This window comes from Ruegeria sp. CDSC042 (genome assembly GCF_059610745.1).
This window is the reverse complement of record NZ_JBXWOF010000010.1, coordinates 133,068-147,119: the sequence shown is the minus strand read 5'-3', so window position 1 is coordinate 147,119 and position 14,052 is coordinate 133,068. Positions and strand designations below refer to the sequence as shown.

Here is a 14,052-nt window from a genome sequence, read left to right as displayed (position 1 = left end):
CATGAGCCTTCTGACGATCAATGACCTGACGGTCGAATTCCCCACCCGCCGCAAATTGTTCACCGCCGTGGACCATGTGGACCTGTCGGTTGAACCCGGAGAAATCCACGGCTTGGTTGGCGAATCCGGGGCCGGAAAATCCACCATTGGCGCGGCCATCATGGGATTGTTGGATCGCCCCGGCCGTATTGCCAGCGGCACGATCCAGCTGAGCGGTGACCAGATCAGTGGCCTGGATGCCGAGGCGATGCGGGGGCTGCGCGGCAAAAAGATTTCGATGATCTTTCAGGACCCGCTGACCTCGCTGAACCCATTATTCACCGTGCGCGAACAACTGACCGAGACCATTCAGGCCCATCTGGGCGGCACCGATGCCGAGGCGAACCAGCGGGCGCGCGACCTGATTGACCGGGTTGGCATCCCCGATCCGGACACGCGGCTGGATCAATACCCGCACCAGTTCTCGGGCGGGATGCGGCAGCGTGTGGTCATTGCACTGGCCTTATGTACCGAACCGGATGTGATCATCGCGGATGAACCGACCACGGCGCTGGATGTCTCGGTTCAGGCGCAGATTCTGGACCTGATCAAGGAGCTGGCGCGGGAACGTCAGGTGGGCGTCATTCTGATCACCCATGATATGGGCGTGATCGCGGATACGACGGACAAGGTGACGGTGATGTATGCGGGCAAGGTGGTCGAATCCGGCCCGACCTCGCAAGTAATGGGGCAACCCACCCATGAATACACCAAGTCGCTGATCGCCGCCGTGCCGCGCCCGACCCTGAAACTGCATCGCTTTCCCCAGATCAGCTATGGTGGACGCGAGACACGCTTTGCCATCGAAGACATGGCCCGCCACTGGCCCAAGGTGGATAATGACACCAGCAAACCGGTGTTCGAGATCCGCAACCTGACCAAGAAATTCCTGCAGCGCAAAGGCCTGTTGCCCTGGGACCGCACCTATTTCACCGCCGTTGACGAGGTAAGTTTCGACATCCGCGCAGGCGAGGTGTTTGGCGTTGTGGGTGAATCCGGCTCGGGCAAGTCGACTGTCGCACGGATGATTGCAGGGTTGTACCCTGTGGATGGCGGCACGATTACATTCGACGGGCAGGTTGTCAGCGACCTGACCAATCGGACCGCGCTGGATGCCTATCGCAAGAACATCCAGATGATCTTTCAGGACCCGTATTCCTCGCTCAATCCCCGTATGCGGGTGGATGAGATCGTGGCCGAGCCGATCCGCCATCACAGGTTGATGGAAGGTGCAGATATCAAACGCCGCGTCGATGAGTTGTTGGATCAGGTGGGACTCGGCCATGAGGCCGGGCAGAAATACCCGCATGAATTCTCGGGCGGACAGCGGCAACGTATCTCGATTGCACGTGCGCTGGCCACGCAACCGCGATTCCTGATTTGTGACGAGCCAACCAGTGCGCTGGACGTGTCCATTCAGGCGCAGATTCTGAACATCTTGAAGGACCTGCAGGAACATCTGGGCCTGACCCTGCTGTTCATCAGTCATGACCTGCCGGTGGTACGTCAGATGTGCGACCGAGTGGCGGTGATGAAACAGGGCCAAATTGTCGAGTTGCAGGAAACCAATAACTTGTTCGCCAACCCCCAGACAGATTATGCCCGCGAATTGTTGCGCCTGATGCCCAGGCTGGATGACCTGTCGACCGAGGGGTTGGACGCGGAATCCTGAGGCAGTGACGATTCCAGTATTGGCGGTATGACGGAAGGTCCGTCAATATGGCGATAGTTTTGACGTTTTCGTCAAGATTGCCTCTGCAGATTGAACAACTGTGCCTTCATACTTTCTGAAACGAAAGAGGAGGCGCGTTTTGAGCTGGAATATCTGTGTCATCGGAGCAGGCAAGATCGGTCAGATGATCGCGACTTTGCTGCAATCTTCATCCAACTATTCGGTCACGGTTGCCGACCGCGATCTGGCGGCGTTGTCCGTGCTGAATCGGCAGGGAGTTTCGACCCGCCAGATTGATGTCAGCGATGAAACGCAGCTGGCTGAGGGTCTGAACGGTTTCGATGCGGTTATCTCGGCGGCTCCGTTTTTCCTGACCCCACGGATTGCCAAAGCCGCCAAATCGGCCGGCGCGCATTATTTTGACCTGACCGAAGATGTTGCCGCCACCAACGCGGTGCGCGAGTTGGCCGCTGACAGCGAAACGGCCTTTATGCCGCAATGCGGGTTGGCACCGGGTTTTGTCGGCATCGCCGGCGCGGCCTTGGCTGCCGAGTTCGATACGCTGGACAGCCTGCATATGCGGGTCGGGGCGCTGCCGCTCTATCCCACCAACGCATTGAAGTACAATCTGACCTGGTCCACCGATGGGCTGATCAACGAATATTGCAACCCGTGCGATGCCATCGTGAATGGCGAACGGGTCAAGACCGCTCCGCTCGAGGATTACGAGCGTTTGGGTCATGACGGGGTGGAATATGAATGCTTCAATACCTCGGGCGGGTTGGGCACGTTGCCAGAAACCCTGGACGGAAAGGCGCGGGACGTGTCGTACCGATCGATCCGCTACCCGGGACACCGTGATATTCTGCGTTTGCTGCTGAATGATCTTCGATTGGAACGTCGTCGCGACCTGATGAAGGAAATCTTCGAGACCGCGCTGCCGCGAACCGATCAGGATGTGGTTCTGGTTTTTTGCACCGCAAAAGGCAAGATCGATGGGGCTCTGCGCGAGAAATCCCTGATCAACAAATCTTATGCCCGTACCCTCAATGGTCAGGTTTGGAGCGCCATTCAGATCACCACTGCTGCCGGTGTTCTGGGTGTGGTTGATCTGATGCGAACGGGTGCTTTGCCCGGCAAAGGGTTCGTGCGGCAAGAGCAGGTGAACCTGTCTGATTTCCTGAACACCGAATTCGGTCAGCTTTACCGCACCGGGGACATAACCAAACAGAACAAGGCGGCCTGAGATATGAAAGACATCGCTATGACAGCCCAAACAACCCTTGCAAATCTGGACCTGACAGCCGCTGAGCTGATGGGCGGCACGCTGGCTGTAAGCTCGCCCATTGATGGCGGCATTCTGGCCGAGGTACATGAAACGCCTGCGTCAGGGATGGGCACGGTGTTTGCCAATGCCAAGACGGCATTCAAGGCGTGGCGCACGGTTCCGGCCCCACGCCGGGGCGAACTGATCCGCCTGCTGGGCGAGGAATTGCGCGCCGCCAAGGACGATCTGGGTGCGCTGGTCAGCTGGGAAGCTGGTAAGATTACCTCGGAAGGTCTGGGTGAAGTGCAGGAGATGATCGACATCTGCGATTTCGCCGTCGGCCTGTCGCGCCAGCTTTATGGTTTGACCATCGCATCTGAGCGCCCGGGCCACCGGATGATGGAAACGTGGCACCCGGCAGGACCGGTGGGCGTGATCTCGGCCTTCAACTTCCCGGTGGCGGTCTGGTCGTGGAATGCCGCGCTGGCGCTGGTCTGCGGTGATCCGGTGATCTGGAAGCCGTCTGAAAAGACGCCGTTGACCGCGATGGCCTGCCAGAAGATCTTTGAACGTGCACTGGCCCGATTTGGCGATGCGCCCGACCACCTGCTGCAGACCCTGATCGGAGGTGCCGCGCTGGGCGAGGCGCTGGTGGCCAGCGAGGACGTGCCGGTCATTTCGGCGACCGGGTCCACACGGATGGGCCGTGCAGTAGCCCCCATCGTGGCGCAGCGGTTCGGGAAATGTATTCTCGAGCTTGGCGGCAATAACGCGATGATCGTGGGCCCTTCGGCCGATCTGGAAATGGCCGTGCGTGCGATTGTCTTTTCTGCTGTCGGCACAGCCGGTCAACGCTGCACCACGCTGCGCCGACTGATCGTTCACAACTCGATCCGCGAGGAGCTGGTGAGCCGGTTGAAAAAAGCCTATGCCGGTCTGCCAATCGGCAATCCGCTGACCGAAGGCACATTGATCGGTCCGCTGGTGGACGAAGCCTCGGGCGCGGCCATGACCGCTGCGCTGGACGCTGCAAAGGCCGAAGGCGGCGCAGTCTTTGGTGGCGACCGCGTGACCGAAAACGTCCCCGCCGGTGTCTATATGCAGCCCGCGATTGTCGAGATGCCTGGCCAGACAGCAACCGTAAAGACCGAAACCTTTGCGCCGATCCTCTATGTCATGGGGTACGACGCGTTCGACGAAGCCATCGAATTGCAAAATGACGTACCGCAAGGTCTGTCGTCTTGCGTATTCACTCTGAACATGCGCGAGGCCGAGCAATTCCTGACCGCAGCGGGATCGGATTGTGGCATTGCCAATGTCAATATCGGGCCATCGGGGGCCGAGATCGGTGGCGCATTTGGTGGTGAGAAGGAAACCGGTGGCGGGCGCGAAAGCGGCTCGGATGCGTGGAAGGCCTATATGCGCCGCCAAACCAACACCGTAAACTACTCAGCCGAGCTTCCGCTGGCGCAAGGCGTCAAGTTCGACATCTGATCGTGCTGTCGGCGGTACCTGATGGTACCGCCGGCTCATCAATCTGCAAACAGATAATCCAGTCGCATGATGGCCTGCGCCTGTTCCTGTGAAACATTCAGAAACTGGACAATGGCGTCTTCGTTTTCTGCCCGGTCGCTGGTTTCCCGCAGGCGTGCATGTCGATCCAACGCGGTGCCCCGGATCAATTCGGATTCGTATTCCATCGCGTTGTGCAAGGTTGGGACAAGCCGTGCCACGGTTTCGGTCGGGCTGTCCTGACCGGCTAACCCCACACGGCGGGCGTGGCCGATCAGGTAATCGTCGGAATATTCACACTCGACTTCAAGCACATGGGTTTTGACCTGATCTGCACAGAAGTCCTGAATGATTTCGATATCTGAGGGATCGATGCATAGAACCAGCCGGTCGGTTTCGAAACTGTCAAACAGCATCCGCACAAGAGCACGCCGGTGGCGGGACCGTTTGAGCAAGGTCGTTTCGATGCCGCCCAGATCGGGCAGAGCCGTATCCTGTTCGTTGAACAGATACTCGACACAAGGGATATCGGTTTCGGACTTAATCTGATCGACCAGGCGCTTGGCCACATGCCATTTCTTGCACACGATCAGGAAAACATCGCGGTCCGGTCCCAGCGTATTTCCGGCCTCCCAGAACCTTTGCTTGTGGCGGCGTCCGACGCGCCCTCTTGCGGTTAAGAAACTATGGAGATTGCGACCTTCATCCGAGATGTGAAAATCCACCCCATCCGCAGAATAGAGCTGGCCCAACCGGTCTTTCAGCTCATGTGCCTCGGGGCTGATTTTGCGGGCGAACAGAAAATCCTGCCCTAACAGCATGTCGTAATGGTCGTTATAGAATGTCACGGGCATTCCGTAGTCCGAGAACATCAGGAATGTGAGCGTTCGATTGTCGATCTCTTCACGGGGAACAAGGTGGCGGACAAGCGTTTGAAAGAAAGTCTCATCCGGTATCCAGGTGGTCGAGAAAAAGCGGATTACGTCCGGGCGCTGGGCCAGGAATTCAAAGATCATTTCAACAGTATGACGGCGCAGACACCACCACTGACTGCCGATCATGACCTGGATGTCAGCCGGAACCTCGCGGGTCAGACCAAGTTTTTTCTGTACGTCATAGGATGTATAGAATCGTCTGCTCTGGGTGCGTTCATTGAAGAAATGGCGATAGATCAACCGGTCTTCTTTCATGCCGGTCTTGATCCAGTTACTGGCAAAAAAGTCGTGGCTTTCGACAAAATCCCTGTCGTTGTCGTTCAGGAACTGATGCGCGTATTCCGCTGTTTTGATCGCCATACAATCCCCTGACAGCATGTAGAAATGCGTCGCGCGGGGAAAGGCCTCGAGGGCGGCTTGCACTGCGTTCAATGTGGCCTGTACCAAAGACCACTCGCCCCAACCGCATTTGATGCGTTTGGTTGCAAAAGTGACATTCGAATTGGCCTGAAGAGCGCCCTGAATGCGTGCATAGGCCTCGCGACTTGCGCGGGCGTCAAAATGTATGGCCATGCAATCGCCAGCGGCGGTTAGCTGCTCGGCCTGCGCAATGATTGCGTCAGGGTCCTTGTGGCACAACAAAATGTAGGCAATTTTTGCCATTTCAGTTCTTTGTTATCCGTTTCTGCCCGGTTCCCTCTGTGATACTGATGATGAGCGATTGAATAAACAGATTATTTTTGGTTCTGTAGATACAAAAGCAGGCGCGAATAGTGAGTTACGACCTGTTGAGGAGGCGCAGAAAATGGGTTTTCCCGGTACATGGATGACCGAGAGCGAGAGCATGGTTTACCGTGTTGTCCCGAAATGTGCATGCTCAACCATCGGGCAAATCATGTATTTTTCGGATCATGGCCGGTTTTTTGACGGCGATATCCACGATGCCAAGGACGGGATGCATAAATGGGCGTTCGGTCCCAGCCAGGAGCCGATTTCGACAAATGTCCGAAATCATAACTCCTTTTCTTTCACCTGCGTGCGGAACCCGTACACGCGAATTCTCAGTTCGTTTTTTGATAAGATCTGTGGAATTCAGCGCAACGGCAAACGGTATCGCGGCAATCTGGTGCCGACGCTGATCTACAATTACGGCATCGAGGTTGGCGGAGAGGACGGTCAGGGTGATTTTGACCAGGTCGCCAGTTTCCGCAGATTCCTGTTATTTGCTCGTGACACGATCAGGTGGCGCCGGCCCATGGATCCGGATATCCACTGGTCCGCCATGTCTGGCCATGTGTCGACCTTTATTGCAAATGGCGGACGATATGATCGCATCTTCTGGACCGAGAAGTTCAACGATGGGATGCAAGGTGTTCTGAGCAACTTGGAAACGCCACACAAGGTGGCCCTGTCCGAAATCCCGCGGTTCAACGAATCCGAAGGCCACGGACCCAAACGAAAGCATCCTGTCGAGGACTATTTCGACGACCTGTCGATGCATCTTGTCTACGAGATCTACAAACAGGATTTCGATCTATTCAAATACGATTTTGAAGATCCGGCCAACAAGATGCCGATCGCCGAGATTGATCTGGATGAAGTCCACGCCAAGCTTGGGGATTGAGCTGGAAATCACCTTCTCCGCCCATCGGCAATGTATCTTGCGAAACATCTCCTCTGGTTGGGCCTGGCGCCGCGCTATGCGCCGCCCCAGGCCCAAGACCGAAGCCGATAGCGCCAGAAGGCGCGGGAGCGCTTTGGGAATTGATTGGGCCGGATCACTTGATTTGGTGTCCGGCCCTTATGTCTTAGACCTCCCGCACGGCCCCTTTTGCCGCGCTTGTTGTCAGTTTGGCATAGGCTTTGAGCGCGGTTGAGACTTTGCGCTTGCGGGGCGCTGCCGGTATCCAGCCTTTTGCATCCTGCTCCTGGCGTCGTTCGGCAAGCACTTCATCTGAGACTGCCAGATGGATCGAGCGGTTCGGGATGTCGATTTCGATCCGGTCACCCTGACGCACCAACCCGATCACACCGCCTTCGGCTGCTTCGGGTGAGACGTGGCCGATCGACAGGCCGGAGGTTCCACCCGAGAACCGTCCATCCGTCAGCAAAGCACAGGCTTTTCCCAGACCTTTGGATTTCAGGTAAGACGTCGGGTACAGCATTTCCTGCATCCCCGGACCGCCGCGCGGGCCTTCATAGCGGATGACCACCACGTCGCCCTCTTTGACCTTGCTGGTCAGAATGTCGTTCACCGCCTGATCCTGGCTTTCGCAGACATAGGCCGACCCGGTGAAGGTCAGGCTGGCCGGATCGACACCGGCTGTTTTCACGATACAGCCGTCGCGGGCAATATTGCCGAACAGAACCGCCAGACCGCCATCCTGGCTGAACGCATGTTCTTTCGACCGGATCACGCCGCCTTCGCGGTCGGTGTCCAGCTCTTTGTACCGGTTTGACTGGCTGAAGGCCTGCGTGGTGCGCACACCGCCCGGCGCGGCCTTGAACAAGTCTTGCGCCTTGGGGTTGTTGGCCACCTTGATGTCCCAATTGGCAATCGCCTCACCCATCGTGCCGGAATGGACCGTGCTGCAATCCTCGTGCAGCAGCCCGGCGCGGCTGAGTTCCCCGAGAATTGAGAAGATGCCACCGGCGCGGTGGACGTCTTCCATATGCACATTTTCGGTATTGGGTGCGACTTTGCACAGGCAGGGCACCTGACGGCTGAGACGGTCCATGTCGGTCATGGTGAAATCCACCTCGCCCTCATGCGCGATGGCCAGCAGATGCAGCACCGTGTTGGTCGATCCGCCCATAGCGATATCCAGGCTCATTGCGTTTTCGAACGCATCGAACGTGGCGATTTCGCGCGGGAGGAAGCCTTTCTCGTCCAGATCATAGTGCCGTTTGGTGATCTCGACGATCCGGCGACCGGCTTCAAGGAACAGCTCTTTGCGGTCCGCATGTGTGGCCAGAGTCGAGCCGTTGCCCGGCAGCGCCAGACCCAGCGCCTCGGCCAGACAGTTCATCGAGTTGGCGGTGAACATGCCCGAGCACGACCCGCAAGTCGGGCAGGCGTTTTCCTCGATATGCTGAACCTGCTCATCGGTGAACTTGTCGTCAGCGGCGGCCACCATAGCGTCCACGAGGTCGATCTTTTTGGCGTCCAGATCGGCGATGTCGATCTTGCCCGCCTCCATTGGCCCACCCGAGACGAAAATGGCGGGGATGTTCAGGCGCATCGCGGCCATCAGCATGCCGGGCGTGATCTTGTCACAGTTCGAGATGCAGACCATCGCATCAGCACAGTGCGCGTTGACCATATATTCAACAGAATCCGCGATTACCTCACGCGAGGGCAGCGAATACAACATCCCGTCATGGCCCATGGCGATACCGTCATCCACGGCGATGGTGTTGAATTCCTTGGCAACACCACCCGCGGCCTCTACCTCGCGGGCGACCATCTGACCCAGATCCTTCAGGTGCACGTGGCCCGGCACGAACTGGGTGAACGAGTTGACGATAGCGATGATCGGCTTGCCGAAATCGTCGTCACCCATACCGGTGGCACGCCACAGGCCGCGAGCACCGGCCATGTTGCGGCCATGGGTTGAGGTTCTGGATCGGTACAATGGCATGATGCTGTTTCCCTATTGCCTCGGGTTGCATGTCTTGGGGTTTGTGCGTTATAGCGCACGTACCACATGTGCGCTATAACGCACAAGAGGATTCGAAAGACGGCATCATGGCACCGGACGAGATCACGCTGAAATTACGGGACATGCGGGCGGCATCCGGGCTGAGCCTGTCCAAAGTCGCCGAGATGACAGGCGTCAGCAAAGCCATGCTGGGGCAGATCGAGCGTGGCGAATCCAGCCCAACCATCGCCACTTTGTGGAAGATCGCCAAGGGGTTCCAACTGCCGCTGAGCGCGCTGATTGAAACCGCGAATGGGGACCCCTCTGTTTTTCAGACCGTGACTTTTCCGGGCAGCATCGAGGTCAAGATCGTCTTTCCGTTTGATTCCGCGCTAGGGGCCGAAACCTTTCACGTCAGCCTGACCCCGAACCAAAGCCACGAGTCGCCTGCCCATGCGACGGGCGTGACCGAAGAGGTGTTTGTCCTTTCCGGCACACTTGAAATCTTGCGGGGTGAGGCCTGGGTGCCGCTAAACGCTGGACAGGGGCTGCGTTTTGCCGCCGACCTGCCGCATGGCTATCGTGCAGGCGCGCAAGGGGCTGCGTTTTTGAACATGCACCATTATGGGCAACACAGCGAGTTTCCTGAAAACGGCAAGGGCAGATCATGACTGCGTTTCTTGACACTTTGACCATCGCGGATGGAATCGGCTCAATCGGGGCGATGATCGTGGTTGCTGCGTATTTCGCCACGCAGATGCGGATGATGAATTCCGACGACCTGGCCTTTCCGGTGGTAAACCTATTGGGGTCGATTCTGATCGTCTATTCGCTGTTTGAGAATTTCAATTTAGCCTCGATGCTGATCGAATCCTTCTGGATTTTGATCAGTCTGATCGGGATCGCTCAGTTTTTCCGCCTCAGGCGGGCCCGTTAGCGGTACAGGCCGCCATCCAGCCTTGAACAGACATGCGCGCGCGTATAGGGACAAACCAAGCGCGCATAGGGGAGGCATTGATGCAGGACGATCCCAAAACCCTCGTTTCAACCGAATGGCTTGCGGCCCATCTCAAGGATCCGGACCTGCGGGTTCTGGACGGATCATGGTATCTGCCGCAACACGGACGCGACGCCAAAGCGGAATATGACGCGACCCATATCCCCGGCGCGAGATTCTTTGACATTGATGATATTGCCGATCATCGGTCGGACCTGCCGCATATGGTGCCTCCGGTCGAGAAATTCATGTCGCGCCTGCGGGCGATGGGCGTGGGGGATGGCCATCAGGTGGTGGTCTATGACGGCTCGGGGCTGTCCTCGGCTGCGCGGGTCTGGTGGATGTTCCGCCTGATGGGGCAGGACAACATTGCCGTGCTGGACGGTGGCTTGCCGAAATGGCTGGCCGAGGGGCGAGAGGTTGAAGACCTGCCGCCGGTTATCCGCGACCGCCACATGACCGTGCGGGTTCAGAACCATCTGGTGCGCGATGTCACGCAGGTATCTGCCGCAGCCAAGCTGGGGGATCACGATATCATCGACGCACGCGCAGCCGGTCGCTTCGCGGGTACCGATCCCGAGCCGCGCGAAGGGCTGCGGTCTGGTCGTATTCCCGGATCACGAAACGTCCCCTTCGGCACCTTGTTGAACAAGAATCACACGATGAAATCGCCCGAGGAATGCCGCGCCATTTTCGAGGCCGCTGGCGTCGACCTGTCGAAACCGGCGATTACCTCATGCGGGTCGGGTGTGACTGCCGCGATTCTCAGCCTTGCGCTCGAGCGCATGGGCAAGAAAGACCACTCGCTTTATGACGGCTCCTGGGCTGAATGGGGTGCCTTCCCGACCCTGCCCGTCGCAACCGGAGAGACCTGATGTTTGAACATCTCAAACCGCAACCTGCCGACAAGATTCTAGCGCTGATGCAGATGTACCGCGAAGACCCGCGCGATCAGAAGATCGACCTGGGTGTTGGCGTCTACAAGAATGCCGAAGGTATCACGCCAGTGATGCGCGCGGTCAAGGCCGCCGAAAAGCGCATTCTGGAAGAGCAGGAAAGCAAGGCCTATACCGGTCTGGCTGGTGATCCGGCCTATGCGGATGCGATGATTGACCTGATCCTGCGCACATTGGTGCCGCGTGGCAACATTGCCGCTGTGGCTACGCCCGGCGGAACCGGTGCTTGCCGTCAGGCATTTGAGATGATCCGCATGGCCAACCCCTCGGCCCGCGTGTTCGTCTCGAACCCGACCTGGCCAAACCATCTGTCGATCCTGAATTACCTGGGGATCGAAGCGGTTCCATACCGCTATTTCGATGGCGAGACTCGTGGCGTCGATTTCGACGGCATGATTGCCGATCTGAAAACCGCCAAGTCGGGCGACGTGGTGTTGTTGCACGGCTGTTGCCACAACCCGACCGGGGCCAACCTGAACCTGGTGCAGTGGCAGGAAGTGGTGAACATCATCAACGAGCTTGGCCTCGTGGCGATGATCGACATTGCCTATCAGGGTTTTGGCGACGGTCTGGAAGAGGATGCGCAGGCGACCCGCCTTGTTGCTTCTTCGGTCAAGGAATGCCTGATCGCGGCGTCGTGTTCCAAGAATTTCGGCGTCTACCGTGAACGCACGGGCCTATTGATGGCAATCAGCGCAGATGCGGGACAGACCGCGTTGAACCAGAGCACGCTGGCCTTTCTGAACCGCCAGAACTATTCATTCCCGCCCGACCACGGCGCGCGCGTGGTCACCACGATCCTGACCGACCCCGTCCTGCGGGCCGACTGGGAGGCCGAGCTGGAAGAGATCCGCTTGTCCATGCTGGGGCTGCGCCAGCAACTGGCCGATGAGCTGCAACGCCACAGCGGCTCCGACCGGTTCGGCTTTGTCGCCCAGCATCGCGGCATGTTCTCGCGCTTGGGCGCGGCACCGGAACTGGTGGAACAACTGCGCGCTGATCACGGCATCTACATGGTCGGCGACAGCCGTCTGAACATTGCCGGGCTGAATGCCAACACGGTTCCGATTCTGGCCAAAGCGATTATCGACGTCGGAGTATAAATCTGCGGAAAAAAAAGAAACCCGGGCGACACCGCCCGGGTTTTTTGTTGGATTGGGTTGGATATCAGCCCTTGGAGAACTCCGGGTACGCTTCCATGCCCAGTTCCGCCATGTCCAGGCCGTTGATCTCGTCCTCTTCGCTGACTCGAATGCCGACGGTGGCCTTCAGGATCGACCACAGGATCAAAGCGCCGACAAAGGTGAACAGACCGTAGGCGAGGATACCCAACAGCTGCGTACCCAGGCTGGCTTCGCCGTAAAAGATCACGGCGATGGTGCCCCAGATCCCGGCGAACAGGTGAACCGGGATGGCACCGACAACGTCGTCGATCTTGAACTTGTCCAGCATCGGAACCGCGAAGACCACGATGATACCGCCTACGGCACCGATCCACAGCGCGCCGAACAGCGTCGGGGCCAGCGGTTCCGCAGTGATCGACACCAGGCCGGCCAGCGCGCCGTTCAGCACCATGGTCAGATCAGGCTTTTTGTACAGCAGCTGTGTCAGGATCAGGGCTGCCACTGCGCCTGCCGCTGCGGCCATGTTGGTGTTAGCAAAGATGCGCGACACGTCGGATACGTCACCCACGGTTCCCATCGCCAGCTGCGAGCCGCCGTTGAAGCCGAACCATCCCAGCCACAGGATGAATGTCCCCAAAGTGGCCAGCGCCAGGTTCGAACCGGGCATCGGATGAACCTTGCCGTCTTTGTACTTGCCAATCCGCGGACCCAGGATCAGGGCACCTGCCAGAGCTGCCCAGCCGCCAACCGAATGCACGATGGTCGAGCCAGCAAAATCCGAGAAACCAGCCTCGGACAACCAGCCACCGCCCCACTGCCATGAGCCAGAGATCGGGTACATGACGCCGGTCAGAACAATCACGAAAACCAGGAAGGGCCACAGCTTGATACGTTCAGCTACAGCACCCGATACGATCGACGCGGTTGCGGCCACAAACACCAGCTGGAAGAAGAAGTCCGAACCAACCGAAGCATAATCCAATGCCGCGGCGTCAGCACCCACGCCCACCGGATCCAGGACCGTGGTTTTGAAGAACGGTCCAACCCACCCCGCGATGGTCCAGCCGTCGCCGGGGTACATCAGGTTGAAGCCGATCAGCCAGTACATGATCGCGGCAAACGAAAACAGCGCCACGTTCTTGATCATCTGCATGGCCACGTTTTTCGACCGCACCAGCCCGCCTTCGAGCATGGCAAAGCCGGCGGCCATGAAGAACACCAGGAATCCTGCCATCAGAAACAGCAGCGTGGTGAAGATGTATTGTGTGTGCAGCGCGGCTTCGCCGGTGGCGGCCTCCTGCGCTAGGCCAATCTGCGGCAGCGCGACGATCGCGGCGGCAGGGATGAGAGATTTCATCAGGTTCATTGTCAGTCCTCGAATAGTGTTGAGTGGGGGCGCTTACAGCGCCTCTTCGTTCGTTTCCCCGGTCCGCACGCGCAGGGCCTGCTCAACGTCGAGGACGAAAATCTTGCCGTCGCCGATCTTGCCGGTCTTGGCGGATTTGGTGATGGTTTCTACGATCTGGTCGGCCATCATGGCGGGCACCACGATCTCAAGCTTGATCTTGGGTACAAAGTTCACCGCGTATTCGGCGCCGCGATAGATTTCCGTGTGCCCCGATTGCGAGCCGAAGCCCTTGATCTCGGTTACCATCATGCCGCGTATGCCCGCGTCGGTCAGTGCCTCGCGCACCTCCTCGAGCTTGAACGGTTTGATTGTTGCAATAATCAGTTTCACGCTGTTCCCCTCTGCTTCCCCGGTCTGTCCGGCGTGTTTGCACCTGCAGAAAAAGAGCGTGCCGAAGCTGTGTAAGGAACGGTTCAGTGGTCAAATTCGGGAGGAATTGGTGAGTGAGTGCACAATTTTTGCACAGATTCTGCATATCGACTAAATTATAGGCGAGTTAGA

Annotated in this window: 12 protein-coding genes; 8 read left to right on the top strand and 4 right to left on the bottom strand. The window is 58.2% G+C overall.

Annotated features, from left to right (window positions below; all coding sequences use genetic code 11):
• The first annotated feature begins 1 nt into the window (after position 1).
• The 3 genes from AC2FHX_RS17995 (at position 2) to amaB (ending at position 4,472) form a co-directional block, all read left to right on the top strand.
• A complete protein-coding gene (locus tag AC2FHX_RS17995) occupies positions 2-1,711 on the top strand; it encodes an ABC transporter ATP-binding protein (protein ID WP_496703020.1) in 1,710 nt (569 codons plus the stop codon).
• A 139-nt stretch (positions 1,712-1,850) separates the two neighbouring features.
• Positions 1,851-2,957 (top strand): saccharopine dehydrogenase family protein, encoded by a 1,107-nt coding sequence (locus AC2FHX_RS17990; RefSeq protein WP_496703022.1) that lies wholly within the window; start codon positions 1,851-1,853, stop codon positions 2,955-2,957.
• A gap of 18 nt (positions 2,958-2,975) precedes the next feature.
• Positions 2,976-4,472, top strand: a complete 1,497-nt coding sequence (gene amaB, locus AC2FHX_RS17985; protein WP_496703023.1) for an L-piperidine-6-carboxylate dehydrogenase — start codon at positions 2,976-2,978, stop codon at positions 4,470-4,472.
• A gap of 38 nt (positions 4,473-4,510) precedes the next feature.
• Here the strand turns inward: amaB and AC2FHX_RS17980 are convergent, their stop codons facing one another.
• Complete coding sequence (locus AC2FHX_RS17980; protein ID WP_282027282.1) at positions 4,511-6,088, bottom strand: DUF5928 domain-containing protein; 1,578 nt, start codon at positions 6,086-6,088, stop codon at positions 4,511-4,513.
• Positions 6,089-6,230: 142 nt separating this feature from the next.
• On the opposite strand from AC2FHX_RS17980, the gene AC2FHX_RS17975 reads away from it, so the two are divergent.
• Complete coding sequence (locus AC2FHX_RS17975; protein ID WP_282027281.1) at positions 6,231-7,049, top strand: sulfotransferase family protein; 819 nt, start codon at positions 6,231-6,233, stop codon at positions 7,047-7,049.
• Positions 7,050-7,233: 184 nt separating this feature from the next.
• On the opposite strand, the gene ilvD is transcribed toward AC2FHX_RS17975, so the two are convergent.
• Positions 7,234-9,066 carry a dihydroxy-acid dehydratase gene (gene ilvD / locus AC2FHX_RS17970; protein WP_496703026.1) on the bottom strand — a complete coding sequence of 611 codons (1,833 nt, stop codon included), beginning with the start codon at positions 9,064-9,066 and terminating at the stop codon, positions 7,234-7,236.
• A gap of 107 nt (positions 9,067-9,173) precedes the next feature.
• Here ilvD and AC2FHX_RS17965 point away from each other — a divergent pair, with 107 nt between their 5' ends.
• From AC2FHX_RS17965 to AC2FHX_RS17950, 4 genes are all read left to right on the top strand, one after another.
• Positions 9,174-9,737 (top strand): helix-turn-helix domain-containing protein, encoded by a 564-nt coding sequence (locus tag AC2FHX_RS17965; RefSeq protein WP_496703158.1) that lies wholly within the window; start codon positions 9,174-9,176, stop codon positions 9,735-9,737.
• Positions 9,734-10,003, top strand: coding sequence for a CBU_0592 family membrane protein (locus tag AC2FHX_RS17960; RefSeq protein ID WP_142638410.1), 270 nt, complete (start codon positions 9,734-9,736; stop codon positions 10,001-10,003). Before AC2FHX_RS17965 ends, AC2FHX_RS17960 begins: the two co-directional genes overlap by 4 nt.
• Positions 10,004-10,083: 80 nt before the next feature.
• A complete protein-coding gene (gene sseA / locus AC2FHX_RS17955; protein ID WP_496692677.1) occupies positions 10,084-10,938 on the top strand; it encodes a 3-mercaptopyruvate sulfurtransferase in 855 nt (284 codons plus the stop codon).
• Complete coding sequence (locus tag AC2FHX_RS17950; RefSeq protein WP_496703028.1) at positions 10,938-12,122, top strand: amino acid aminotransferase; 1,185 nt, start codon at positions 10,938-10,940, stop codon at positions 12,120-12,122. The genes sseA and AC2FHX_RS17950 overlap by 1 nt, the downstream gene beginning before the upstream one ends.
• Positions 12,123-12,186: 64 nt before the next feature.
• Here AC2FHX_RS17950 and AC2FHX_RS17945 read toward each other — a convergent pair whose 3' ends face one another.
• Entirely contained in the window at positions 12,187-13,509 is a 1,323-nt protein-coding gene (locus tag AC2FHX_RS17945; protein ID WP_281973849.1) for an ammonium transporter, read from the bottom strand.
• 33 nt (positions 13,510-13,542) lie between these two features.
• Positions 13,543-13,881: a P-II family nitrogen regulator gene (locus tag AC2FHX_RS17940; RefSeq protein WP_496694078.1), complete on the bottom strand. Its 339-nt coding sequence runs from the start codon at positions 13,879-13,881 to the stop codon at positions 13,543-13,545.
• Between the last annotated feature and the right edge of the window lie 171 nt (positions 13,882-14,052).

Excerpts from the sequence above, each read along its gene's own strand:
- AC2FHX_RS17995 (WP_496703020.1), top strand. The coding sequence starts at position 2 with ATGAGCCTTCTGACGATCAATGACCTGACGGTCGAATTCCCCACCCGC.
- amaB (WP_496703023.1), top strand. The coding sequence starts at position 2,976 with ATGACAGCCCAAACAACCCTTGCAAATCTGGACCTGACAGCCGCTGAG.
- AC2FHX_RS17980 (WP_282027282.1), bottom strand. The coding sequence starts at position 6,088 with ATGGCAAAAATTGCCTACATTTTGTTGTGCCACAAGGACCCTGACGCA.
- AC2FHX_RS17975 (WP_282027281.1), top strand. The coding sequence starts at position 6,231 with ATGGGTTTTCCCGGTACATGGATGACCGAGAGCGAGAGCATGGTTTAC.
- ilvD (WP_496703026.1), bottom strand. The coding sequence starts at position 9,066 with ATGCCATTGTACCGATCCAGAACCTCAACCCATGGCCGCAACATGGCC.
- AC2FHX_RS17965 (WP_496703158.1), top strand. The coding sequence starts at position 9,174 with ATGGCACCGGACGAGATCACGCTGAAATTACGGGACATGCGGGCGGCA.
- AC2FHX_RS17960 (WP_142638410.1), top strand. The coding sequence starts at position 9,734 with ATGACTGCGTTTCTTGACACTTTGACCATCGCGGATGGAATCGGCTCA.
- sseA (WP_496692677.1), top strand. The coding sequence starts at position 10,084 with ATGCAGGACGATCCCAAAACCCTCGTTTCAACCGAATGGCTTGCGGCC.
- AC2FHX_RS17950 (WP_496703028.1), top strand. The coding sequence starts at position 10,938 with ATGTTTGAACATCTCAAACCGCAACCTGCCGACAAGATTCTAGCGCTG.
- AC2FHX_RS17945 (WP_281973849.1), bottom strand. The coding sequence starts at position 13,509 with ATGAACCTGATGAAATCTCTCATCCCTGCCGCCGCGATCGTCGCGCTG.